The sequence below is a fragment of the Actibacterium lipolyticum genome, assembly GCF_900184935.1.
Taxonomy (GTDB): Bacteria; Pseudomonadota; Alphaproteobacteria; order Rhodobacterales; family Rhodobacteraceae; genus Actibacterium_A; species Actibacterium_A lipolyticum.
This window is the reverse complement of record NZ_FXYE01000004.1, coordinates 94,587-119,263: the sequence shown is the minus strand read 5'-3', so window position 1 is coordinate 119,263 and position 24,677 is coordinate 94,587. Positions and strand designations below refer to the sequence as shown.

The 24,677-nt window shown below is 59.7% G+C and carries 21 protein-coding genes; 13 read left to right on the top strand and 8 right to left on the bottom strand.

Features of this window, described 5'->3' with window-relative positions; translation table 11 throughout:
- The 3 genes from COL8621_RS18165 to COL8621_RS18155 all read left to right on the top strand — a co-directional run.
- Positions 1 to 2,477: CLIPPER-2 domain-containing protein (locus COL8621_RS18165; protein ID WP_141137918.1), on the top strand; the 2,477-nt coding region annotated here is incomplete at its 5' end.
- A 13-nt stretch (positions 2,478 to 2,490) separates the two neighbouring features.
- The gene (locus COL8621_RS18160; protein ID WP_141137917.1) at positions 2,491 to 5,907 is read left to right on the top strand and encodes an RHS repeat domain-containing protein; all 3,417 of its coding nucleotides are present in this window, start codon (positions 2,491 to 2,493) and stop codon (positions 5,905 to 5,907) included.
- A 162-nt stretch (positions 5,908 to 6,069) separates the two neighbouring features.
- Positions 6,070 to 6,900 carry a phosphogluconate dehydrogenase C-terminal domain-containing protein gene (locus COL8621_RS18155; protein WP_093968840.1) on the top strand — a complete coding sequence of 277 codons (831 nt, stop codon included), beginning with the start codon at positions 6,070 to 6,072 and terminating at the stop codon, positions 6,898 to 6,900.
- Positions 6,901 to 6,903: 3 nt separating this feature from the next.
- Here COL8621_RS18155 and nanR read toward each other — a convergent pair whose 3' ends face one another.
- Positions 6,904 to 7,614, bottom strand: coding sequence for a transcriptional regulator NanR (gene nanR, locus COL8621_RS18150; RefSeq protein ID WP_093968852.1), 711 nt, complete (start codon positions 7,612 to 7,614; stop codon positions 6,904 to 6,906).
- 48 nt (positions 7,615 to 7,662) lie between these two features.
- Between nanR and COL8621_RS18145 the strand changes: the two genes are divergently transcribed.
- The 3 genes from COL8621_RS18145 to COL8621_RS18135 are packed head-to-tail and all read left to right on the top strand — an operon-like array spanning position 7,663 to position 11,258.
- Entirely contained in the window at positions 7,663 to 9,006 is a 1,344-nt protein-coding gene (locus COL8621_RS18145; protein WP_093968839.1) for a four-carbon acid sugar kinase family protein, read from the top strand.
- Positions 9,003 to 10,262, top strand: a complete 1,260-nt coding sequence (locus COL8621_RS18140) for a ribulose-bisphosphate carboxylase large subunit family protein (protein ID WP_093968838.1) — start codon at positions 9,003 to 9,005, stop codon at positions 10,260 to 10,262. Before COL8621_RS18145 ends, COL8621_RS18140 begins: the two co-directional genes overlap by 4 nt.
- Positions 10,263 to 10,319: 57 nt before the next feature.
- Positions 10,320 to 11,258 (top strand): 2-hydroxyacid dehydrogenase, encoded by a 939-nt coding sequence (locus tag COL8621_RS18135; protein WP_093968837.1) that lies wholly within the window; start codon positions 10,320 to 10,322, stop codon positions 11,256 to 11,258.
- Here the strand turns inward: COL8621_RS18135 and denD are convergent.
- Genes denD through COL8621_RS18115 form a run of 4 tightly spaced genes read right to left on the bottom strand, consistent with a single transcriptional unit; the run spans position 11,251 to position 15,237 of the window.
- Positions 11,251 to 12,216 (bottom strand): D-erythronate dehydrogenase, encoded by a 966-nt coding sequence (gene denD, locus COL8621_RS18130; protein WP_093968836.1) that lies wholly within the window; start codon positions 12,214 to 12,216, stop codon positions 11,251 to 11,253. The genes COL8621_RS18135 and denD overlap by 8 nt on opposite strands.
- Before the next feature lie 17 nt (positions 12,217 to 12,233).
- On the bottom strand, positions 12,234 to 13,610 hold the full coding sequence (locus COL8621_RS18125) for an FAD-binding oxidoreductase (RefSeq protein WP_093968835.1): 1,377 nt from the start codon (positions 13,608 to 13,610) through the stop codon (positions 12,234 to 12,236).
- The gene (locus tag COL8621_RS18120; protein ID WP_093968834.1) at positions 13,607 to 14,203 is read right to left on the bottom strand and encodes a LysE family translocator; all 597 of its coding nucleotides are present in this window, start codon (positions 14,201 to 14,203) and stop codon (positions 13,607 to 13,609) included. The genes COL8621_RS18125 and COL8621_RS18120 overlap by 4 nt, the downstream gene beginning before the upstream one ends.
- Positions 14,200 to 15,237 carry an L-idonate 5-dehydrogenase gene (locus COL8621_RS18115; protein WP_235823945.1) on the bottom strand — a complete coding sequence of 346 codons (1,038 nt, stop codon included), beginning with the start codon at positions 15,235 to 15,237 and terminating at the stop codon, positions 14,200 to 14,202. Before COL8621_RS18115 ends, COL8621_RS18120 begins: the two co-directional genes overlap by 4 nt.
- A 114-nt stretch (positions 15,238 to 15,351) precedes the next feature.
- On the opposite strand from COL8621_RS18115, the gene COL8621_RS18110 reads away from it, so the two are divergent.
- From COL8621_RS18110 to COL8621_RS18100, 3 genes are read left to right on the top strand one after another with little or no spacing between them, the layout of a single operon-like run.
- A complete protein-coding gene (locus COL8621_RS18110; protein WP_093968833.1) occupies positions 15,352 to 16,110 on the top strand; it encodes an SDR family oxidoreductase in 759 nt (252 codons plus the stop codon).
- Positions 16,111 to 16,122: 12 nt separating this feature from the next.
- Complete coding sequence (locus COL8621_RS18105) at positions 16,123 to 17,043, top strand: NAD(P)-dependent oxidoreductase (RefSeq protein ID WP_093968832.1); 921 nt, start codon at positions 16,123 to 16,125, stop codon at positions 17,041 to 17,043.
- Positions 17,043 to 17,933 (top strand): phytanoyl-CoA dioxygenase family protein, encoded by an 891-nt coding sequence (locus COL8621_RS18100; RefSeq protein WP_093968831.1) that lies wholly within the window; start codon positions 17,043 to 17,045, stop codon positions 17,931 to 17,933. The genes COL8621_RS18105 and COL8621_RS18100 overlap by 1 nt, the downstream gene beginning before the upstream one ends.
- Here COL8621_RS18100 and COL8621_RS18095 read toward each other — a convergent pair.
- On the bottom strand, positions 17,930 to 18,622 hold the full coding sequence (locus COL8621_RS18095; RefSeq protein WP_093968830.1) for an RraA family protein: 693 nt from the start codon (positions 18,620 to 18,622) through the stop codon (positions 17,930 to 17,932). The genes COL8621_RS18100 and COL8621_RS18095 overlap by 4 nt on opposite strands.
- Positions 18,623 to 18,632: 10 nt before the next feature.
- Positions 18,633 to 19,106, bottom strand: a complete 474-nt coding sequence (locus tag COL8621_RS18090) for a hypothetical protein (protein WP_141137916.1) — start codon at positions 19,104 to 19,106, stop codon at positions 18,633 to 18,635.
- A 97-nt stretch (positions 19,107 to 19,203) separates the two neighbouring features.
- Between COL8621_RS18090 and COL8621_RS18085 the strand changes: the two genes are divergently transcribed.
- Genes COL8621_RS18085 through COL8621_RS18075 form a run of 3 tightly spaced genes read left to right on the top strand, consistent with a single transcriptional unit; the run spans position 19,204 to position 22,478 of the window.
- Complete coding sequence (locus COL8621_RS18085; protein WP_093968828.1) at positions 19,204 to 20,985, top strand: IlvD/Edd family dehydratase; 1,782 nt, start codon at positions 19,204 to 19,206, stop codon at positions 20,983 to 20,985.
- Between the two features lie 11 nt (positions 20,986 to 20,996).
- On the top strand, positions 20,997 to 21,728 hold the full coding sequence (locus COL8621_RS18080) for an SDR family oxidoreductase (protein WP_093968827.1): 732 nt from the start codon (positions 20,997 to 20,999) through the stop codon (positions 21,726 to 21,728).
- 21 nt (positions 21,729 to 21,749) lie between these two features.
- Positions 21,750 to 22,478, top strand: a complete 729-nt coding sequence (locus COL8621_RS18075; protein ID WP_093968826.1) for an SDR family NAD(P)-dependent oxidoreductase — start codon at positions 21,750 to 21,752, stop codon at positions 22,476 to 22,478.
- Here COL8621_RS18075 and COL8621_RS18070 read toward each other — a convergent pair.
- Positions 22,475 to 23,641: a mandelate racemase/muconate lactonizing enzyme family protein gene (locus COL8621_RS18070; RefSeq protein WP_093968825.1), complete on the bottom strand. Its 1,167-nt coding sequence runs from the start codon at positions 23,639 to 23,641 to the stop codon at positions 22,475 to 22,477. The two genes, COL8621_RS18075 and COL8621_RS18070, sit on opposite strands and share 4 nt — an antisense overlap.
- Before the next feature lie 134 nt (positions 23,642 to 23,775).
- On the opposite strand from COL8621_RS18070, the gene ltnD reads away from it, so the two are divergent.
- Positions 23,776 to 24,675, top strand: a complete 900-nt coding sequence (ltnD, locus tag COL8621_RS18065; protein WP_093968824.1) for an L-threonate dehydrogenase — start codon at positions 23,776 to 23,778, stop codon at positions 24,673 to 24,675.
- Positions 24,676 to 24,677: the final 2 nt, after the last annotated feature.

Sequence of the window (24,677 nt, the reverse complement as noted above, 5' to 3'; positions counted from 1 at the left end):
TGGAGCAGTCCGACATCGACGCCGGTGGCGTCAGCCAAACAGCCGAAGTGGACGCAACCGACCCAACCGGTGCGCCTTCCAACGCTGTGTCGGATGACCCTGCGGATGCGACGGGCAGCGACGATGCAACTGTGACGCCGCTTGCGCCAGCACCTGCTGTGTCAATGGAACTGGTTGCGGATACGTCTGCGCTTGGCACGCCCGTGGTTGCCGGTGAAGAGATCACCTATACCTACACGGTGTCCAACAACGGCAACGTGACGCTTGACGGTGTTGCGATCAGCCCGACGCTGACGGATGCGGATGGCAATGTTCTGACGCTGACCACAGGTCCTGACTTTGGCACGGCCACGTCCGGTTCTGCCGAGGGCACGCTGCTGCCGGGTGAAGTTGCAACCTATACCGCGACCTACATCCTGGAGCAGTCCGACATCGACGCCGGTGGCGTCAGCCAGACAGCCGAGGTGGACGCAACCGACCCAACCGGTGCGCCTTCCAACGCTGTGTCGGATGACCCGAATGATGCAACAGGCAGTGACGATGTGACGGCTGTTGTGCTAGAGGGTTCACCGGCGGCGGCGGCGTCTAAAGGTCTGGTATCGCTGGATAAGCAATTCCCGACGGTCTATGATGCGGAGTATGTTGTCGAAGTCACCAACGAGGGTAACGTCACCCTGACAGGGATGGGGATCGTCGACGATCTGACGACTTTCCTAAGCCCGGCAGAGTTGAATGGCACGCCTACGGTCACAGTCTCTGGCTTGGGTGCGGCGACAGCTAACCCGAACTATGACGGTGTGACCGATACGCAGCTGATCAGCGGCTTGGCGGAACTGGCCCCGGGTGAAACCGCGACAGTTACCATTGGGCTGACCTTCTCGGTTGCCAATGGGGTGCCGTCCGAGGCGAACTCTATCTTCATCACGGCCAGTGAACTGCCTGAACCGCTTGAAGCGGAGGTTGAGCAGGCGCTGGAAGATGTGGATGGCGACAATGCCTTTGATCTGGAAGAATCCAGCACGGAAGACCGGGATGGCGACGGTATCGTCGATGCACGGGACTATGACCCAACCGGTTACTTCTATTGCGAGGAAGACGGCCGCATCCTGTCGGGTGGCGATGTTACGGTCAGTGGGCCGGGTGGATCGCAGTCGGGTGTTGGTACAAACGCCAATATCACGATTGTGGAAGACGGCTCGACTGGGTTCTACCAGTGGTACGTGACTTCGCCAGGCACCTATACGATGAACGTGACCTATCCGTCGTCGGGTATTGCATCGACCAACCGTCTGGAAACCGCTGGCGCGGTCAGCCCATCGGCGCTGGTTGATGTGATCACTGGCACAACTACGACGGATCCGCGCGTGATTGGTTCGGGTGAGTTCGGTGCAACCGGTGAGCTGGCAGATTTCAGCGAAGCGGCGAACCCAAGCTTCTACTTCACCTTCGACATTCAGGCGGGCGACCCTGCGGTGTTCAACAACAACATCCCACTGCGTGATTGTGCAATCAATCCTGCGGATGTTGGGGCCACCAAAGCCGCAGATCGCAGCACGGTCGAAAAGGGTGGCACGGTTGTCTATACCCTGACGTTCGACAATGACGGCGGGATTGACCGGAATGACGTGAACATCGTCGATACGCTGCCGGTTGGCATGCTGTATCTGCCAGAGTCGGCAACGGTGAACGGCGTACAGGTTGAACCTTCGATCAATGGTCGTCGTCTGACATGGACGAACCAGGATCTGCTGTCCAATGGGACCACGACGATCGTCTTGACGGCGCGTGTTTCCACGGCGGCTGAGCTGGGCGATCTGACAAACCGGACTGTGATGATTGATCCGGTGACGGGTCAGGCGATCTCGAACGAGGCGAAGGCCGTGGTGCGGCTAGAGCCTGAGCATGTGTTTGATTGCTCGGACGTGATCGGCAAGGTCTTCGATGATCGCAACGGCAACGGCTATCAGGATAAGGGTGAAACCGGTCTGGCGGGCGTGCGTGTGGTTGGCGTGAATGGCGATCTGATCACTACCGATCAGCATGGCCGGTTCAACGTTCCTTGTGCGTCGCTGCCTGAAAAGATCGGGTCCAACTTCATCCTGAAAGTGGACGAGCGCAGCCTTCCATCCGGTTACCGCGTGACCACAGAAAACCCACGGGTTGTACGTGTAACGCCAGGTAAGTCTGCCAAGATCAACTTCGGCGCAGGGATCACGGATGTGGTCGATGTGGAACTGTCGGCGGGGGCCTTTGTGTCCGGCACGGCAGAACCAGTGGACGCGCTGAAGGCCGGCGTTGGATCGCTTGTTCGTCAGCTAGAGCAAAAACCATCGGTTCTGCGCCTGAACTACACCCGCAAAGGAGAGTCCAGAGAGACTGCGCGCCAGCGTCTGGATGCAGTTGAAAAACTGATCCGCTCCGAGTGGCGAAAACGCGGTCGGTTCAACCTGAACATCGAACGCACGGTTAAGCGCTGAGGGAATGAGTGACATGATTGATAGTAAAATGAAAAAAGCCGTTTCCCTTCTTCTGACCAGTTCCGCGCTGTCGCTTTATGCAGGCGCGGGTCTGGGGCAAGACGCGGGTTTCTCGATCCTAGTGAACGGGGAAACCATCGCGGGCGATGTGGTGGATGTGAAGCAAACCCGCGAGGCGGATATCGCCCTGCGCGATGCGGACATTCAGGTGCGTTATGATGGGTTCGCTGCGGAACCGCGTTTGGATGTGCAGACCATTGGCGGCTCAGGCCCGTTTGTGGCTGGTGATACTGTCACGTTCCAAAGCCGGATGAACTATCCCGCTTATGTGACCCGTGGCGAGGTTCGGATCATTGATCTTGGAACGCCGTCCGGTGCGAAAACCGTTGCGGTTCTTCCGATTTTGCCAAACGGGCGCGTTCAGGCAGCTTTGCCTGAAGGCAAGCAATTGGTTTTCACGCATCGTGTGTATGACGAGCGGGGTCGTTTTGACGAAACCAAGCCTCTGTCTCTGACCGAGGGCGCGGCGCGCCCCATCTCTGAGGTGGCGGAAGAGGGTACCGATCGCACCGCCAAGCGTAGCATTCCTGTGAATGGCGGCGCGGTGACAATTTCCGGCAGTGATGTGCGCCCTGGTGCCCGTGTTGTTGCACTGGGTGAAACGATCACACCAGCGGCAGACAACAGCTTTGTCATTCAGCGGATTTTGCCCCCCGGCGATTACCCGGTTGAGGTGCGCGTGACCGACAGCCAGCGTCAGCAGGTTCTGGAGCGCGACATTAACATTCCAAAGTCCGAGTGGTTCGGCGTTGGTATTGTGGACCTGACCTTTGGCAAAGCCTTCGGTGATGATGTTGCCGTTGAGACGGGCAGCTATTCGCGGGGACGTTTGGCGTTTTACACCAAGGGTAAACTGGCCAACGGCATCACGGTTACAGCCTCGGCTGATACTGGCGAGGAAGATCTGGAAGATATCCTCAGCAAGTTTGATGAAAAGAAGCCTCGCGCGCTTTTGGGTCGTTTGAATGATGACCTTGCCTATCCGGTCTATGGCGATGACTCGACCACTGTGAATGATGCGCCGACGTCGGGCAAATTCTATGTCCGGGTTGAACAGGGCGATAATCACGCCGTCTGGGGCGACTTTAAGTCCTCCATCAACGGCAGCGAGTTCTTGCGGAACGAACGCACGCTTTATGGCCTTCAGGCTGTTTACAAGACGCCTGACTACCGGCCCAACGGCGCCCCCGTAGCCGAGATTGAGGTCTACGCCGCCCAGCCTGACAACCTGCCACAGCGGGAAATCTTCCGCGGGACGGGCGGGTCGTCTTATGTGCTGCGCCGTCAGGATATCTCTGTCGGGTCAGAAACACTCAGCGTCGAGGTGCGTGACGCCACAACCGGCCGGGTCGTGGATCGCAAGCTTCTGACCTATGGCGTGGATTATGACATCAACTATGTGCAGGGCATTGTGTTGCTGCGCAAACCGCTGAGCGGCAGCACATCGGATGGTTCGCTAATCGTCAACAACCCCGGTGGCGACAACACCGTCAACCTTGTGGCTCAGTATGAATACACGCCCACGCTGGAACTTGACGGCTTTTCGTATGGCGGACGGGCGCAGTCTTGGGTGACCGATAACCTGCGTATCGGTGCGACAGCGATGGTGGAAAACACCGGGCTGGCCGAACAGAATGCTTACGGTATTGATCTGCGGTATCAGCATTCCGAAACCACCTATCTTGAAATGGAATACGCCCAAACCGACGGGCCTGGGTTTGGCTTTGCCTCGTCCACGGATGGCGGTTTGACGACGGATGACACGGCCACGGCTGGCGGTGCCGGCGATGGCCGCGCGATCCGCGTGGAAGGTCAGGTAGATCTGGCCGATGTGGCCCCAGGGCGCAGCGGCGTCGTTGGTGGCTATTTTGAGGACCGCGAGGTGGGCTTTTCCACGCTTGATTATCAGGTGACTGACGATCAGACCCTTTGGGGTGTGTTTGCGCAGGTTGACCTGTCGCCATCGACCAGCCTGAACTTCTTCTATGATGACTTTGACGAAGCGACGGGTAAGACCCTGCGCGAAGGTGGTCTGGACATCACTCATGCAGTGAACGACCGCACGACGCTGTCGTTCGGATTGGAACATCTGGATCGCAACACGCCAACCTCTGCGGCCCTGACGGGGTCGCGCACAGATGTGGCGGTGCGCGTTGATCATCAGCGTAACGACGATCTGACGCTTTATGGCTATGCGCAGGGATCGGTCGAGGTTTCGGGCGGGTTGGAACGTAACGACCGTGTCGGCATCGGCGCCGAGATGCAGGTCTCTGACCAGCTGCGCGTGACTGGCGAGGTTTCGGGCGGAACAACCGGGGCAGGTGCACGCCTGTTGGCTGAATTCGACCAAGACGAAAACAACAGCGTTTACTTCGGTTACACACTGGACCCAGAGCGTGACCTTGGCAGCAGCCTCAGCGGCAATGACGCCGGTACATATGTTGTCGGCGCGCGTCGCCGGTTGAACGAACAGACTCGCGTTTTCGGCGAAAACACCTATGATATGTTTGGCGAACGGACGTCGCTGACCAGCCTGTATGGTGTTGAATATCAACCCAATAAATTCCTGACCTATACCGGTGGTCTGGAAGTGGGCCGTGTTGCGGACGATGCGAACGGCGACTTCGATCGTAACGCGCTGTCGTTCGGTGTGGTTTATCAGGACGAAGCCGGCCTTAGCGCCCGTGGCCGTCTGGAATACCGCAACGAACGTGGTGTGGATGGTGCAAGCAACCGTGATTCAGACACTTGGCTTCTGTCTGCTGGCGCGCGCTACAAGATCGACGAAAACCAGCGCCTGCTGTTCAATCTGGATGCCTTGCGCACCGACAGCAGCCTGACAGGCCTGCCTGACAGTGAATATGCCGAAGCCAGCCTTGGCTATGCCTATCGCCCGGTTGATAACGACCGTCTGAACATTCTGGCCAAATATACGTTCCTGTATGACATGGCCGGGCAGACAGTGAACGGCGTTGCCAACTCTGGCCCGCTGCAGCGCAGTCATGTGTTCAGCTTGGACGGCAGCTATGACCTGTCGCCGAAATGGACGCTGGGTGGCAAGATCGGTGGCCGTTTCTCTGAACAGGCGGCATCCGGAACGAACTCCTTCCAAAGCAACGATGCATGGCTGGCAACGGCCAACGTGCGCTACCACGCTGTGCATAACTGGGATGTTCTTGTCGAAGGCCGCGCCCTGCGCGCTCAAGACATCGGAACAACCGAATATGGCTTGGTTGCCGCCGTTTATCGCCACGTCGGGGACAACGCAAAAATCGGTGTCGGCTATAACGCCGGTTCCTTCTCGGACGATTTGCGTGATGTTGTTTACGACGACAAAGGCTTCTTCATTAACGCTGTTCTGAAGTTCTAAAATCACGACGCGCCCGCAAGGATGCGGGGGCACCGTCGGCAGGCTTAACCTCAAACCGCGCAGTTTCATGCTGCGCGGTTTTCTATTTGTGCCCGGTGTCTGTGCTTGACAGTCGTGAAGAGATATCATCTCATCATACCAGTTGACGCGGAGGAGAAGACGATGGGCCAAAAACTGGCGCTTTTGGGTGCGGGCGGAAAGATGGGGGTGCGCAGTGCGACGAACCTTCTGAACACCGACTTTGACGTGGCCCATGTGGAAATTTCGGACGAAGGACGGGCCCGGCTGAAAGACGCGATCGGGGTTGATTGCGTTGATCTGGACACGGCGCTGGAAGGGGCCGATGTGGTTCTATTGGCCGTCCCGGATACGGCGATCAAGGCCGTTGCGGGCGCGATTATCGACAAGGTGCCAAGCGGCGCGATGGTGGTTTGCCTTGATGCGGCCGGGCCGTTTGCGGGCCATTTGCCCAACCGCGATGATGTCAGCTATTTTGTGACGCACCCGTGCCACCCGCCCATCTATAACGATGAAACAACCGCCGAAGGGCGCAAGGATTACTTTGGCGGGATCGCCGCGCAGCAGGGCATTGTTAACGCGCTGATGCAGGGGCCGGATGAACACTATGCCTTGGGCGAAAAAGTTGGGCGCGCGATTTATGCCCCCGTCGCACGCAGTTATCGCGTGACCGTCGAACAAATGGCGTTGTTAGAGCCGGGCTTGTCCGAAACTGTCTGCGCTTCGTTGTTGGACGTGATGCGCGAAGCGATGGACGAAGTCGTCGCCCGTGGCGTGCCAAAAGATGCCGCACGGGATTTTCTGTTGGGGCACATGAACATCTTGGGTGCTGTGATCTTTGACGAAATTGACGGGGTGTTTTCTGATGCCTGCAACAAGGCGATCACGTTCGGCAAACCGATGCTGATGCGGGATGACTGGAAGCGCGTGTTCGAACCCGACGAAATTGCGGCGAGCATTCAGCGTATTACCTGAATGTTAGACCGTGTCCGGAATGCTGGCAGAACGATCCAAGTGGATGGCCATAACCTTGGCCGCCGCTTCGGCGTCGCCTGCGGCGATGGCGTCAACGATGTGGGTGTGTTCGGCCAGCGTGGTATCTTCGTTGCCCGACCAATGCAGCAGGGTGTTGTGGTGCTGAAAAATCCATTTCAGCATAGCATCTGCCAGCGCCGAGATGATCGGGTTGCCGGAAATCGCCATGATCCGTGCATGAAAGGCCATGTCGGCGGCGACAAACGCGGTAACATCCGCGCGCGCGTCCGTTTGTTGTTGAACCAAGTCCCGCAGATCGGCGACGTCCTTTTCGGTGCGGCGGGTGGCGGCGACGCGGGCAAGCCCGACCTCAAACATTTTGCGGGCTTCTTTAAGGTGGTCCAGGTTTTCTGGTGCCACGGACAGCAGCGTTTGAGCTATACCGTCCAGTTGTTGCACCGCTGTTTCCGGGGTCAGCGCGTTCACCCGGCTGCGTTCGCCGTGGCTGACGGTGATCAGGCCCATGTTATGCAACGCCTGAAATGCCTCGCGCACGGCGGGGCGGCCAACGCCCCAGCGATCCATCAGTTCGCGTTCCGACGGAAGGGGGTCGCCCGCGTTCAGCTCGCCGCTGCAAATCATGGCGTGCAGGCGATCAAAAATCGCGTCCGACAGTTTGCGCCGTGTGATCCGGTCAGGGCTTGCGCTTGGCATTGTGTCCTCGGGGTCAACTTTGTTGCCGCTGGTATGATGAGATAACACATGACAGGTCAAGAGCAGATAGGCCCCCCCGTTCTGGCATGGCTGGGCGACGATTTCACCGGCGCCGCCGCCGTGATGGAGGTGCTGGCCTTTTCCGGTTTGCCCGCCGTGTTGTTCTTGGAACAGCCAAGCGGTGAGCGGCTGGCCGCGTTTCCCGGAATGCGCGGGATCGGCATCGCAAGTATGGCGCGAACTCAATCGCCTGAATGGATGGATGAGCACTTGCCGCCCCTGTTCGACGCGCTGGCGGCGACGGGTGCGGAGTTGGTGCAGTACAAGGTTTGTTCGACCTTGGATTCCGCGCCCCACGTGGGGTCGATTGGCCGCGCGATGGATATTGGCGCGGCACGGTTTGGCGGTGCGGTGCCAATCTTGGTCGCGGCCCCGCAGATGCGCCGGTATCAGGTGTTCGGGCAGCTTTTCGCGGGCACTGATGCGGGGGTGTTCCGGCTTGACCGTCACCCGGTGATGGCCCGCCATCCCGTTACCCCAATGGCCGAGGCTGAAGTTGCCCGCCATCTGTCGGCGCAAACCCCCATGCCGATCCGCTGTTTGGATGTGGAAATGCTGCCCGACCGGGCGCGCGCGGATGCCGCTTTGGTTGAAGGGCAGGGCGTGACCATCGACCAGATGACCCCGGCGGACGAGGCGGCGGCGGGCCGATTGTTATGGGAACACCGCGGCGCGAACCGGTTTATCGTCGGATCACAAGGGACGGCATACGCCTTGGTTGCGCATTTCCGGGCCTTGGGATTGTTGCCAGATGACGCGCCGGTTCAAGGCATCGGACGGGCGGAAAAGATGGCGGTGGTGTCGGGGTCAGTCTCTCCGACGACGGCAGATCAAATTGAGTGGGCCTGTGAAAATGGGTTCGAAGGGATCCCGTTTGACGTACTTGCGGCCTGTGGCAAAGGCCTGCACGCGGCCGAGGATACCGCGATTGTAGCGGGCCTTGCCGCCCTCAAGGCCGGGCGTGTGCCGCTGATATTCACCGCCAAAGGGCCGGATGACCCGGTGGTATCACAGCTTCGCCAAGCGGCAGGCGATGACATGGCCACGGTCAACGATCGGATCGGCGGGGCCTTGGGCCGTGTGCTGGGTGCGCTGATATCGCGGGGTGGGTTGGACCGTGCCGTGGTTTCGGGCGGCGATACTTCGGGTCATGTGTGCAAAGCGCTTGGGATCGACGCGTTGACCGCACTTGCGCCAACGATCCCCGGTGCCGCGATTTGCAGGGCACATGCAGACGGGCCGATGGATGGGCTGACATTGGCGCTGAAAGGCGGCCAGATGGGCAGCCGCGACTATTTTGGGTGGGTTCAAGAAGGGGGCGGCGCACGATGACTCGGCTGCAAGCAACATATGATATCGAAAGCCCGCTTGGCATTGCCCATGCGGCGGCAGTGATCGCAGGGGAACAATCCACCGGCACGTTCATCCGGCTGGCGGCGGAAACCGACGCCCTGCGCGACCGATCCGCAGCGCGGGTAGAGGCGGTTGAGGTGACGGCAACGTCTGCCCGCCCGGCGCTTCCGTGTCGGTTGAAGGGCGACAGTTACGAACGGGGTAGGGTGACGATCAGCTGGCCGGTTGAAAACTTCGGCCCATCGCTGCCCAACATTCTGGCGACCGTCGCGGGCAACCTGTTTGAACTGGCCGAGGTTTCGGCGATCCGGCTTCTATCGCTTGATATTCCAGACAGCATTGCGGGCGCATGCCCCGGCCCGCAATTCGGCATTTCCGGAACGCGGCGGTTGATGGGGGTGGAAACCGGCCCGATGATCGGCACCATCGTAAAGCCCAGTGTTGGGCTTTCGGCACAGGAAACCGGCGATCTGGCCGGTGATCTTGCCCTTGCTGGGATCGACTTCATCAAAGACGACGAATTGCAGGGCAACGGCCCGGCTTGCCCGTTAGAGGATCGCGCCAAGGCCGTGATGCAGGCGCTGGACGGTGCCGCGCAAAAGACCGGGCGCAAGGCGATGTATGCGTTCAACATCACGGACGAAATCACCGACATGTGGCGGCATCTAGAGATGTTGGAAAAGCTGGGCGCGACCTGCGCGATGGTGTCGTTGAACTCCATCGGGTTGGCGGGGCTGCGCGCGGTGCGGGATCGCAGCCCGCTGCCGATCCATGCGCATCGCAACGGTTGGGGGCTCGTGTCGCGTTCGCCCGATATCGGGGTCGCCTATCCCGCGATGCAAAAGCTGTGGCGGCTGGCAGGGGCGGACCATCTGCACGTCAACGGGCTGGCCAGCAAATTCACCGAACCTGATGACGTTGTGGCCGAAGCAGCGGTTTCGGTGCAGGCACCGGTCAGCGACGGTGCGGCGCATCAGGCGTTGCCGGTGTTTTCGTCCGGCCAAACCGCGTGGCAGGTTGGCCCGTCGGCGGATGTGCTGGGTAACGATGATTTTCTGATCTGCGCAGGCGGCGGCATCATGAGCCACCCTGGCGGCCCCGCCGATGGCATCACCAGCCTGCGCCAAGCCGCAGAGGCGCACCGGCTGGGCCTTGATGTAACCGAACACGCGAAACAACGCCCCGAACTGGCCGCCGCGCTGGCCACATTTAAGGGGGCGGTTACACGCGGTTGACACGGGCGGGTTTTGCCACGACAAGATGGTATACCATTTAACGGAGGAGTTGCCCGCATGACCGCTACGCTCGCTATCGGCCCGTATAACCAGTCCGAGCGCCCGGCGCTGGAAGAGTCATTCAACGCCCATGTCGTGGCTGACCCGTCCGAAGCGGCGGGGATGGACCCGGCCGCGCGCAGCACGATCAAGGCAATCGCCTATAAGGGTCATCTGCCTTTTGGCGGGGCTGAAATGGACCTGTTCCCGAACCTTGGGCTGGTCGCAAATTATGGCGTGGGTTACGACGCAATCGATGTTGACGCGGCGAATGCCCGCAACATCCGCGTCACCAACACACCGGACGTTTTGAACGATGACGTGGCCGATTTGGCCATCGCCATGTGGATTTCGCAGGGGCGCGAAATGCGTCAGGCAGAGGCATGGGTGCGCGACGGTAAGTGGGCCAGTGACGGGGCCTATCGCCTGAACCGCAAGGTAAGCGGCGGCAAGGTCGGCATCATGGGTATGGGCCGGATCGGGCGCGACATTGCCGACCGTTTGGCCGCGTTCAAGACCGATGTGCACTATCACGCGCGCAGCGAAAAGCAGACGCCGGGTTGGACGTACCACGCTGACCCTGTGGCGCTGGCAAATGCGGTTGATTTCCTTTTTGTGGCTCTGGTCGGTGGGTCCGCCACTGAAAAATATGTCTCGAAAGAGGTGATCGCCGCGCTTGGGAAGGATGGCGTTGTCATCAACATTTCGCGCGGAAGCACGATTGACGAAGACGCGTTGTTGGATGCGTTGGAAATCGGTGCAATCGCCGGTGCAGGGCTGGACGTGTTCGTGGGGGAACCCGATTTGAACCCACGTTTTCTGGCGCTGGACAACGTTGTTTTGCAACCGCACCAAGGGTCGGGCACCGTGGAAACGCGGGCCGCCATGGCCAAGTTGCAGCGTGATAACGTGGCTGCGCACTTGGCCGGTGGCGACCTGCTGACGCCCGTTAACTGACGGGTTTGTCGTCCTCTAGGTAATAGCGGACGTTGTCTTCGAAACTTTCATCGGCGGTAAGGCCAAGGCGTTCGGCCTTATCCGCGTGAATGTCCCATTTCCAGCCTGAAACGATGCGTTTGATTTCGGGCTGGGGATCCCAACGGATCAGTTTGGCGGGCTCAGGCCCTGCGACTTTGGTCATCGCGTCGATCAGTTGCCCGATGGACCATGTGCGCCCCGGCATCTGCATAACGCGGTTTTCACCCAGATCATCGGCGTTCAATTCGGCCCCTTTAATCAGGTTTTCAACGCATTTGCGTGGCGACAGGTAATAGTGCAGGAAATCAGGCTCGACTGGGCAGATTGCCTCTTGCCCGTTCAGAGGTTCGCGCAGGATCGACGACATAAAGCTGGACGCCGCCCGGTTCGGTTTGCCCGGACGCACCGAAATGGTCGGCAAGCGGAACCCGCGCCCATCGACGAACCCTTTGCGGGAATAGTCGTTCAACAAAATCTCGCCAATCGCCTTTTGCCCGCCATAGGATGTCTGCGGGTTGGGGTAGGAGTGATCGCCCAGCGGATCCTGCGCCTCGCCACCATAAATCGCGATGGAGGAAGAGAAGACCAAGACCGGGTTCGTACCCAGTTTGCGGCACCGTTCCAGCACGTTGTAGGTGCCGAAAAGGTTGATATTCATCCCGGCCTCAAAATCCTCTTCGGCGTGGGCGGAAACGATGGCGGCAAGCAGATAGATAACGTCGGTGTCTTCGGTGATCGTCTGCGCGACCGAAGCGGTATCAGCAATGTCGCAGCGGGTGGTTGCAACGGGGAACGTGGCCTCCACCGGGGCGGGGTCATTGATGTCGGCCAAGGTCAGGCTGCTGATCGGTTTTCCACGTAACGTGCCCTTCGCGGCCAGCGCATGGGCCAGCTTTTGGCCAACGACACCGCCGCCGCCTATGATCAAAATGTTCATCTCTCTCCCTCTTCGTCTTAGTCGCCGGGTGGCAGTAATTTGCCCGGATTCAAAATATTCTGCGGGTCAAGCGCGGCCTTGATCGCCCTCATAAAGGGCAACGCGGTGCCGTGTTCTGCTTGCATGTATTTCTGCTTGCCCAGCCCGATGCCGTGTTCACCGCTGACAGTGCCGCCAAGGCGCAGCGCGGTTTCGGCCAGGGCTTTGGAAAACGACTCGGCCCGGGCCATTTCATCGGCATCGTTGGGATCAACGCAGATGCCCGCGTGAAAGTTGCCGTCGCCGACATGGCCAACAATGGTGCTGGTCAGGCCATGGCGCACCGCGTCGTCCTGTGCCTGAACCACCGCCGTCGCAAGCTGTGAAATTGGCACGCACACATCCGTCGGCCACAGGTGTTTCCCTTTGCCCAACGCCGCACTTGCGTAATGCGCTTTGTGCCGCATCGCCCACAGCGCGGTACGGTCTTCGGTGGTGGTTGCCTGCTCCCAGTTGGTCGCGCCGAAATCGTCGGCAATTTCGCGAAAGCTTTGCGCCTGTTCGGCGGTTCCGGTGGGGGTGCCGTGGAATTCCAGAAACAAGTGCGGCTTTTCGGGCAAGCCGGCGTTTGCATAGGCGTTAAAGCCGCGCACCATCATGTGATCCAACAGTTCAATCCGCGCCATGGGCAGGCCAGACTGGATGGTCAGGATCACGCAATTGACCGCGTCTTCGACGTTTTCGAAACGGCAGGTCGCGGCAAGCGTGCTTTCGGGAATACCCTGAAGCCGCAGCGTCAGTTCCGTGATAATCCCCAGCGTCCCCTCAGACCCCACCAACAGATGCGCCAAATCATACCCGGTGGAGCTTTTGCGCGCCTTTGATCCAGTGCGAATGATCGACCCGTCGGCCATCACGGCCTCCATCGCCAAGACGTTGTCGCGCATCGTGCCATAGCGCACGGCGGTGGTTCCGCTGGCCCGCGTTGCCGTCATCCCCCCAAGCGAGGCATCGGCACCGGGGTCGACGGGAAAGAACAGGCCCGTGCTGCGCAATTCTTCGTTCAGCGCCACGCGGGTCAGGCCGGGCTGTACGACGACGTTCAGGTCTTCGTCATTCACGGCCAGAACGCGGTTCATCCGGTTCATATCAAGGCTGACGCCGCCTTGCGTCGCCAAATGCTGCCCCTCAAGCGAGGTGGCGGCACCCACAGCCACAACAGGGCAGTGATGGGCGGCGCAGATGCGGACGATCTGAGAAACCTCTTCGGTGGTTTCGGGATAGGCGACCGCATCTGGCGGCGTGTCGGGGTAATAGGTTTCGTTGCGGCCATGTTGGGCGCGGTCGGCGTCGCTGGTGACAAAACGGGTGCCAAGAAGGGTGGCCAGTTTGGTCGCGGCCTCGGGTGCGATCATCGTTGTATTCCTGCGAAAAGTGCCAAGGCAACGACGGCAAGCATCGACGCGGCCATGAAATAGTTGATGCGCCGTTGCGCAGCGTCGCTCAGGTTCAGCCGGTGCAAACTAGCCCCGGCCCAAAGCCAGCCAAGGTGGATCGGAATCCAGATGATGTTCACGATCAACAGCTTGGCGATCACCTCGAACCCAAGGTTGTCAGGCGCGAAAGGAAAGCCGGTGAAAAGGGTTGTGTTCACGGCGTAACTCTTTGGATTGATCGCCTGCAAAAGGATGCCTGCGCTGATGCCGGGGGCGATGGTGGCGGCGATAAAGGCGATTTTCGATCCGGCAAAGGCAATCCGCGCTGCCAGGTACAAAAGATAAAGGATCGATGCGCCCATCAGAACCCAGCGAATTACCGGAACGGAAAGCACAATCGCGGCGACACCGGTGATGACGCCAAGCGCCACGGCGTTGGTGCCGATGAACAGCCCCACAAGGTATTTAAGCCCTGCGCGAAACCCAAAACCCGCACCCACACCAGCCGTTGAAAGCACGCCGGGTCCCGGCGTGCCGATCAGGAATAAAACGGCCAGCGCGAAGGTAATCACGAGTCAAACACCAGCTGCACCTTCATCGCCCGGCTGCGGTCGCATGCGGTGGTGAAGGCCTTGGCATATTCGGCCAGCGGGAAGCTGTGGGTTAGCAGGGGGGACACGTCGATTAACTGTTTCTGCATCATCTGAACGGCCAGCGGAAAGGCGTCGTGGAACCGGAACGAACCCTTTAGGGCCAGCTCTTTCGCGGTGATCTGCATCATCGGAAGGGACATGTCGCCAGATAGGCCAAGCTGTATCACCTGACCACGGGGCCGCAGCGCGCCGATGCCTGCGGTCAACGCGGTCTCGGCCCCTGAACACTCAAACAGGATGTCCAAGCTGCCCTTGCCGGTGCTGTATTTGGCCAACGCATTGGGGTTTTCGGCGGTGTTCAGGACGACATCAGCGCCGACTGATTGGGCGATCTTTAACCCGGCTGGCGCAATGTCGGTGGCGATAACTTCGCCTGCCCCGGCGCGGCGGGCGGCAAGGATTACAAGGATGCCGATCGGTCCGCATCCGGTGACCAGAACACGGCGGCCAAGCATGTCGTCAGCGCGCGATACCGCGTGCAGCGCTACGGCAAGCGGTTCCGCCGTGGCGGCCTGTGCCGCGGTCAGCCCGTTGGCGATTACACATTGGCTGGCATCCGCGATCAGGCTTTCGCGGAACGCGCCCTGAATGTGGGGGAAGGGCATCGCCGATCCGTAAAATCGCATGTTTAGACACTGGTTTGGCAATCCGCGCAGGCATTCGGCACAGGCGGAACAGGGGCGCGATGGTGACACCGCGACCAGATCGCCGATGGCCAAATTTGATACGCCTTCGCCCAGTTCCGCAACTTCGCCTGAAACTTCGTGGCCAAGGATCATCGGTTCGCGCAGTCGCACCGCGCCAAAGCCGCCGTGGTTATAATAATGAAGGTCCGATCCGCAAATCCCCCCGCGGCGCATCTTGATGCGAACCTGACCGGGTGCAAGGGCATCAACGGGCACGTCTTCAAGGCGCAGATCACGGGCTGCGTGGGCGAAAAGGGCTTTGGTCACGGTTGTCCTTTCGGCGAGGCTTGCATCGCCACTCAAATGGTATACCATTTCATCAAGGCGGTTCCGGCGGGTTTTGTCAATGCCCGACACGGCAACGCATTTCAGGGAGAGAGAATGGACCTTTTCAATTTGACGGGGCGGACGGCGCTTGTGACGGGTTCCTCGATGGGGATCGGATTTGCCTTGGCACGGGGGCTGGCACAGGCCGGTGCGCGGGTTGTGCTGAACGCGCGGAACGCTGACCGGCTGGCCGAGGCCGCAAAGACATTGCGCGACGAAGGCGCGCAGGTTGATACGCTTGTCTTCGACGTGACCGATGCCGAAAGCGTGCGCAAAGCGGTCGATGATTACGACGCGCAGCACCCAATCGATATACTGGTGAACAACGCCGGGATGCAGCATCGCGGCCCGCTTGAAGATTTTGAGGTTGAGGCGTTTGACCGCCTGATGCGCACCAACGTGAATTCAGCGTTTTATGTCAGCCAAGCGGCGGGTCGGCACATGATTGAACGCGGGCAGGGGCGGATTATCAACATCGCCTCGGTCCAGACGGCGCTGGCCCGGCCGGGGATCGCGCCATACACCGCGTCAAAGGGCGCGATTGCGAACCTGACCAAGGGCATGGCGACAGATTGGGCCAAGCATGGGCTGAACTGTAACGCCATCGCGCCGGGGTATTTCGACACTCCGCTGAACGCGGCCTTGGTCGCGGACCCGGACTTTTCCGCATGGCTGGAAAAACGCACGCCCGCCGGGCGCTGGGGCAGGGTGGAAGAATTAGTGGGGGCCTGCATTTTTCTGTCGTCCCCCGCATCAAGTTTCGTCAACGGCCAGACCATTTTCGTGGACGGGGGCATTACCGCAAGTCTTTGAGGGAGAGAAAAGATGGGCGATCTGAATATAGGTTTCATCGGTGTTGGTTATATGGGCCACGGTATGGCCAAGAATTTGGTGCAAAAGGGGTATCCCCTTTGGATCAAGGGCAACCGCAACCGAACGCCCGTCGATAGTTTGGTCAGCATGGGCGCGACCGAGGTGAAGACGCCGCGCGAAATGGCCCAAGTCTGTGATGTCATTCACCTGTGCCTTTCAAATTCCCCTCAGGTAGAGGCAATCATGCGCGGCCCTGACGGCATCTTGGCGGGCGCGCGCGACGGGTTGATCGTGATCGACACGACAACGGCTGACCCGACATCGACAGACGCGCTGGCCCAAGAACTGGCTGAAAAAGGCGGAACGCTGGTGGACGCCCCGCTTGGCCGCACCCCGAAAGAGGCAGAGGCCGGAACGCTGGACGCCATGGTGGGTTGCGACGATGCGACCATGGCCAAGGTCAAGCCAGTGCTTGAATGCTGGGCGGGCAATATCACCCACGTCGGGCCGACGGGCAGCGGCCATAAGATGAAGCTGCTGATGAACTTCATCTCGATGGGTTATGCCTCTTTGTATGCCGAGGCGACGGTGCTGGGCGCCAAGGTCGGTATCCCGCCCGCCAAAGTGCGCGAGGTGATCGGATCAAGCCGCCTGTCGAACGGGTTCTTTGAAACGTTCATGACCTATGCGGTGGAACGCGATCGCGAAATCCACAAATTCACGATTGCTAACGCCGCCAAAGACCTGCGGTACGTCAATGCGATGGCGGATGCGTCTGGGATCACGACCATTATGGCCGGGGCGGCCAAGCACTATTTCACCCATGTCGAAGGGATCGGAAATGGCGGCGACTATGTCCCGATGATTACCGACCATGTCGGCCGTCTGAATGGGCTTGATATGGAAGAGGAAGCCAAAAAGGGGCGCGACTGATGCTGAGCTCTGCGCAGAAGGCGTCTTATGACCAGAACGGGTTTTTGATGGTCGAAGATGTGGTGACGCCGGATCAGTTGAAACGGATGCAGGATGTGACGGCGGGGCTTATCGAAGCCTCGCGCCACATTTCGCAAAGCGACGATGTTTATGATCTGGATAAGGGGCACAGCGCCGAAACGCCGCGTCTGACGCGTATCAAGCTGCCGCATAAACGCGACCCGGTTTATCACGAGGTGCTGACCCAATCGGGCGTTACGCAGGTTCTGAACGATCTGTTGGGGCCGGATACGACGCTGATTACGTCGAAGTTGAACACCAAAGCGCCAGGTGGCGGGGCGGCGGTGGAATGGCATCAGGACTGGGCGTTTTACCCGCATACAAACGATGACCTGCTGGCCTTCGGCCTGTTGCTAGAGGACGTGGAGGAGGATAACGGCCCCCTGATGGTCATCCCCGGAACCCACAAAGGGCCGGTGCTAAGCCACCATGCGAACGGAGTTTTCTGCGGGGCGATTGACCCGGATGATCCGTTGTTCGAACCCGAAAAGGCGGTAACCCTAACCGGTAAGGCGGGCAGCATGTCGGTGCATCATGCCCGGGTATTGCACGGCTCGGCCCCGAATGTTTCGGATCGCGCGCGCAAGATCCTGTTCTTTGAGGTTGCCAAGGCGGATGCGTGGCCCATTCTTGGGGCCAGCAGCTATATCCATGCCCTTGGTCAGCGGCGGTTCTGGGATGACTTGCAAGATCGCACAATCACCGGTCAACCATGCCTGACACCGCGGTTGGAAAACGTGCCCGTCACCATGCCGCTGCCTCCGGCGAAGGATAACACGTCGATCTTCAAGATGCAGGAATCGGGCGGCGCGAAAAGCGCGTTCACCTAATCGATGATCACGGCGCTGCCGTCGGCCAACATCTGTTCGACCAAGGGCATGTCGGCGGCACCGGATTTTACCTTTGCCTCCAACGCATCTTCGGCGGCTTGAACGTTGGCAAGCTGGGCGATGACGGCTTCGATGCGGTTGAACGGTACGACAACCACGCCGTTGACGTCGGCCACGACGATGTCGCCGCTGTTGACGGTCTGGCCGCCCACAACCGCGCCGAAACCGACCCGGCCCGGGCCGTTGGAATAGGGCGAATTCGGGTTCAGCCCGGTGCACCACGCAGGCAGGCCTACCTCGGCTATTCCTTCGTAATCCCGCATTGGGCCATCGGTCACGAACCCAGCCGCGCCTTTGTTTTTCAACATGCCCATGAACTGATCCCCAGCGGCCGAGCAGTTGGCCCCGCCGCGCACGGCCGACACGATCATGTCGCCCGCCTGCATGATGTGAACCGCGCCCATGGTCGCCAAAATCTCTTCTGGTCCGTTGTCAGCGACCAGCGCGACGCCGACCGCATGTGGGGGAAGGTCGGGACCAACAGGGGCGATCGCCGTGTCCATCGCGCCGCGCCCGTCCATTGCATCGCAAATAAAACCGGTGGGAAGGTTGCGAAATGCATCGACCTGCGCCGGGGTGGGGCGCGCGAAATTGCGACGGATCGTCAGGCGAATTGGTTCTTCGATCATGGGATGGCCCTTATGGATTCTGACGCGCGCGCAAGAACAGGCGCATATAGGCCAGCCCCGACGCGGTGGACTGACAGCGCGATTTTTGCATCGCAATTTCCTCGCCCGGAATGTCAGACGCGGCGATGGAAAGTTCCTCAATCCGGTCGCATTGGATCAGGCTTGAAAGCAGATCGTATTTCGTTTCGATCTGCGCGACGGCGGCCAACGTCTCATCCGCGTCGGCGACGAAAGATTGGATGCGGCTGCCAAGCGCGCCTGACCAGCTATCTTTTGCGTTGTTAAAACAAAGCGTTGCAACGGCGGGTGTTTCCTGTGCGTCGATCATGCACAGGCTTTGCGCGGCATCGATACAGGGGGCGGGGTTTGTGTTGTCGGTGACCGCTTTCGCAAAGCAAGCTTCGGCATCGGCGATATCTACCTGCGCGGATGCTCCCGACGATATGAAAAAGGCCGCCATCAAAAGTCCGATCCGATGTAACATGCCAGCCCCTATTTGATTTCTCTTGCATTTGGTATACCAAATTGACAGCTTACGACAAGAGCCTGCGCTATCCGCTCAGGGGAAGGGGGAGAACACCATGTCAAACACGCGTGCAAACAAACGATTCCGGTCTCAGGAATGGTTCGACAACCCCAACAACCCCGGCATGACCGCGCTGTATCTGGAACGATATCAGAACCAGGAATACACCCGCGGCGAATTGCAGGGCGAACGGCCGATCATCGGGCTGGCGCAAACGGGTTCCGACCTTGCGCCGTGCAACAAGATCCACGTTTTTCTGGCCGACCGGGTTAAAGCGGGCATTCGCGACGCGGGCGGGATTCCGATGGAATTTCCGGTGCACCCCATTCAGGAAACTGGCAAACGGCCAACGGCGGCTTTGGATCGGAACCTTGCCTATCTGTCGTTGGTTGAGGTGCTGCATGGTTATCCCATCGATGGTGTGGTGCTGACCACCGGCTGTGACAAGACGACCCCGGCCATGCTGATGGGCGCTGCCACCGTGGACCTTCCGGCGATTGCGCTGAACGGTGGCCCGATGCTGGATGGTTGGTGGAAAGGTAAACGCGCCGGGTCTGGTACGATCATCTGGGAAAGCCGCCGTTTGCTGGCCGAAGGCGAGATCGATTATGACGAATTTATCAGCCGCGCCTGTGCCTCGGCCCCTTCGTTGGGTCACTGTAACACGATGGGCACCGCCAGCACGATGAACGCCATGGCCGAGGCGTTGGGCATGACCCTGACCGGTTCGTCCGCCATCCCCGCGCCGTTCCGTGAACGAATGAATATGGCCTATGAAACGGGCCGTCGGATCGTTCAGATGGTGCTGGACGATCTGAAACCATCCGACATTCTGACCCGCGCCGCGTTTGAAAACGCGATTGTCGTGAACACTGCCATCGGTGGGTCCACCAACGCGCCGCCCCACCTTCAAGCCATCGCACGCCACGCAGGCGTCGATCTGACCGTGAAGGATTGGGAGACTGTGGGCTTTGACGCCCCGCTTTTGGTCAACATGCAGCCTGCCGGTGAATTCCTTGGCGAAAGCTTTTACCGTGCTGGCGGTGTGCCAGCGGTGATGGGTGAATTGGCCAAGGCAGGTCGGTTAAAGGGTGACGCGCTTACGGCGACGGGTCAGACGATGGCTGAAAATCTGGACGGATGGGAAAGCGAAGACACCAACGTGATCCGCCCGGTTAGCGACCCAATGCGCGAACGCGCCGGGTTCTTGGTGCTGTCGGGCAACCTGTTCGATTCAGCGTTGATGAAAACCTCGGTTATTTCGCCTGATTTCCGTCAGCGGTTCCTGTCAAAACCGGGTGCCGAAGGCATTTTTGAAGGCCGTGCCGTGGTTTTCGAAGGGCCCGAGGATTACCACGACCGTATCAACGACGACAGTCTTGGCATTGATGACGAAACCGTCCTGTTCATTCGCGGCGTTGGGTGCGTTGGCTACCCCGGTTCCGCCGAGGTGGTGAATATGCAGCCGCCGGACGCGTTGATCCGCAAAGGCATCAACCACCTGCCCACTGTGGGCGATGGGCGGCAATCGGGTACATCGGAAAGCCCGTCGATCCTGAACGCCTCGCCCGAGGCTGTGGTGGGTGGCGGCCTTGCCCTGTTGAAAACGGGTGATCGGGTGCGGCTTGATCTTAACGTCTCGACCCTTGATGCAGTGGTGGATGATGCGGAATGGCAGGCCCGGCGCGATGCTTGGGTCGCGCCCGAGATCAAACACCAGACCCCGTGGCAAGAAATCTATCGCACGCATGTCGGCCAATTGGCCGAAGGTGGCTGCCTTGAACTGGCCACGGCGTATCAGCGCATCGCGGGCGATTTGCCGCGCGATAACCACTAAGGAGAATTCCGATGCCATCGATTATTATTACCGGCGCTGGCAGCGGCGTAGGCCGCGCCACGGCAAATGCATTTATCGAAGCTGGCTGGCAGGTTGGGCTTGTTGGCCGCCGCGAAGGGCCCTTGGCTGAAACCGCGGGTGACAGTGACGCGCTGTGCCTGCCCTGCGATGTGACGGATGAGGCGGACGTTGACGCCGCCTTCGCCAAGGCCGCCAACCACTGGGGCCGCATTGACGCGCTGTTCAACAACGCAGGTGTCAGCCTTGGTGGCGCGCCGATTGATGAACTGGCCGTGGCTGACATTCGCAACCTGTTGGACGTGAACGTAATGGGGGCCTTCATCGCCGCACGTGCCGCGTTTGGGCAGATGCGCAAACAGGACCCTCAGGGTGGGCGGATCATCAATAACGGGTCGGTGTCTGCCTATGTGCCGCGCTGGGGTTCGGCGCCTTACACGGCGTCCAAACATGCGATCACCGGGCTGACACGTTCGCTTTCGTTGGATGGGCGCCCGTTTAGCATTGCTTGCGGGCAGATCGACATCGGTAACGCGCTGACGGACATGGCGGAAAAGATGACCAAGGGCGTGCCACAGGCCGACGGGTCAACGGCAATTGAACCTGTGATGGATGTGAAGCATGTGGCCAATTCGGTGCTGCAAATGGCCTCGCTTCCTCTAGAGGCGAACGTGCAGTTCATGACCGTCATGGCAACCAACATGCCCTATATTGGGCGCGGATAACCGGCAAACGGGGGGCGGCAAATGGAAGGTCAAGTTGCGGTTGTGACCGGGGGCGCGCAGGGCATCGGCTTTGCCGTTGCTCAGCTTTTGGTCAAACGAGGCGTGCGGGTTGTAAGCTGGGACATTGACCCAGCGAACGATGCCGCAATGGCCGGGCTGAATGGCAAGGGCACCGCGATTGAATGCAACATTGCCGACCTAGCATCGGTTCAGGCGGCTTATTTGGCGACCTGTGATCAGGTCGGCGTTCCAACGATTGTTGTGAACAGCGCCGGGATCGCGGGCCCCAACGCGACCGTCGAAGATTACGACATCGACGCCTGGCACAAGGTGATCGACATTAACCTGAACGGCACATTCTATGTGAACAAAACCTGCGTACCCGGGATGAAATCACAAGGGTATGGCCGCATTGTAAATGTCGCCTCTATCGCCGGGAAAGAGGGGAACCCGAACGCCTCTGCCTATTCCGCATCGAAGGCTGGGGTGATCGGGCTGACGAAATCGCTGGGCAAGGAACTGGCCGGGTTGGATATCGCGGTGAACTGCGTGACACCTGCCGCCGCCCGTACCCGCATCTTCGATCAGATGAGCCAAGAGCACATCGACTATATGCTTTCAAAAATCCCCCGTGGCCGGTTCTTAGAGGTCGAAGAGGCCGCAAAAATGATCGTGTGGATCGCGTCCCCTGAAAATTCGTTCACCACGGGCGGGGTGTTTGACCTGTCGGGTGGTCGCGCGACGTACTAAGCGCCAATCGCGAACCGTTTCAACATCGCCGGGTCAGGCGTGACGCCAATACCGGGTGCGTCGGGCACCGCCACACGTCCCGAGCGCGCGACTTGCCCCTGAATGTCCAATGGGGTGGTCAAAAGCTCATCGCGGAATTTGTTATCGGTGGTGTCGAATTCCAACATCGGCTCTTGTGGGTGCAGCCCGCCGGGCAGGGGTGGCATCGCGGCAAGCAGTTGTAGGTTCGTCGCCACGGCGACCGCTGACCCCCAGACGTGGTTGATAACAGGCGTGAAATGCGCGTGGCACAGCGCCAGCACCCGCAAGTATTCGGATATTCCGCCAAGCGCGCAAACCTCTGGCTGAGCGATGTCGAGCCCGCGGTTTTCAAGGATCGCACGCCAGCCCCAGCGGTTAAATTCAGCCTCGCCGCCTGAAATATTCACGCTTAGCCCCGCACGAAGGTCGCGATATCCATCCAAATCTTCGGGCGCGACGGGTTCTTCGAACCAATAGGCGCCCAGTTCATCTAACGCGCGGCCAACATAGAAGGCGTCGGGCGTGTTGTAGCAGTGGTTGGCATCCACCATGAAATCGAAATCGGGGCCGATGCCGTCGCGCACAGCGGCGCAAAGTTTCACGTCATCGCGTGCGCCCAGCCCAACCTTCATTTTGGTGGCCGCAAAGCCCATGTCGCGGATCGCTGCGGCCTCGTCCTTGAAGCGTGCGATGTGGTCGGCAAGGCTTTCACGTTTCAGCATCATCCCATAGCCATATGCCGGGACAGAGGTGCGATGCGCGCCGCCAATCAGCTTGTGCAATGGCAGCCCGGCAACCTTGCCCGCAATATCCCACAGCGCAATATCGACGCCCGAAAGAGATTGCAGCGGCATCCCCTTTTGCCCGTGATCTCGCATCAGGTTGTAGGCCTTGTGCCAGATCACATCCCGATCAAGCGGGTCCATCCCAAGGATCATCGGCTGAATGACCCCTTCGACGATGCCCTTGTTCGCAACCGCAATCGCGCCAGGGCCAAAACATTCGCCCCATCCGGTGACGCCTTCGTCGGTTTCAACCTTTACCAGATGGGCGGTTCGCTTGGCGTAATACTGCTGCGAATATCCCAGCTCATCGGGCATATCATATTGAAGAACATGGCTTTTAACGCGTGTGATCTTCATCTTGGATGCCTTTCGAAACAGTGGTCTGGGGTTAAATCCGCGCTGCGTAAAAACGAAATCATCTTCACGCTTAGCTGCTTGGCTTGCAAGTTTTTTTGGTATACCATTTTTCACGATCAGAGTGGGGGGAGCACATGGCAAACACGACAGTTGCGATTTTTGGCCTTGGGGCGATGGGGTTTGGCATGGCTGGCGCGTTGGTTCGTGCGGGGCTGACAACGCATGGGTATGACGTAAACCCAGATGCCGTGGCGCGCTTCCGTGCCGCTGGTGGGGCTGAGGGCGAATTTGACGATGTCGCCGCAACTTTGGACGCTGTTGTTGTGGTTGTCGTGAACGCGGCGCAAACGGAATCTGTGCTGTTTGGCGAAAACGGGATCGCTTCGCGCCTGTCGCCCGGCACTGCGGTTGTGATCTGCGCGACGGTTGCCCCGGAATTCGCCCGTGAAATGGCGCGCCGGTGCGAAGAGCTGGGCCTGCACTACCTTGATGCGCCTGTTTCTGGCGGCACGATCCGCGCGGGCGATGGCTCGCTTTCCATCCTTGCCGCGGGTTCGCCCGCTGCATTTGAAAAAGCTGGCCCTGCGTTGGAGGCGATGTCTGAAAAGGTGTTCGACATGGGCGATCAGGTTGGGGCCGGGTCTTCGATGAAGGCGGTCAACCAGATGCTGGTCGGCATCCAAATCGCGGCCATGGCCGAGGCGATAACCTTTGGCATCTCGCAAGGCGTCGAACCTGCAAAATTCCTAGAGGTGATCCGCCAATGCGCGGGCACCAGTTGGGCGCTGGAAAGCCGCGCGCCGCATGTGATTGCAGGCGATTACACACCGCTAAGCGCGGTTGATATCTGGCCCAAAGACCTTGGGATCGTTCTTGATATCGCCAAAGACGCGAAGTTCAGCGCGCCGATCACGGCGGCGGCGTTGCAGCAATATCTGGCGGCGTCGGGTTCCGGTCTGGGGAAAGAGGATGATGCGGCGGTGGCAAAGGTTTATGCCCGCAACGCTGGTCTGACCCTTCCGGGCGAGGGCTGATC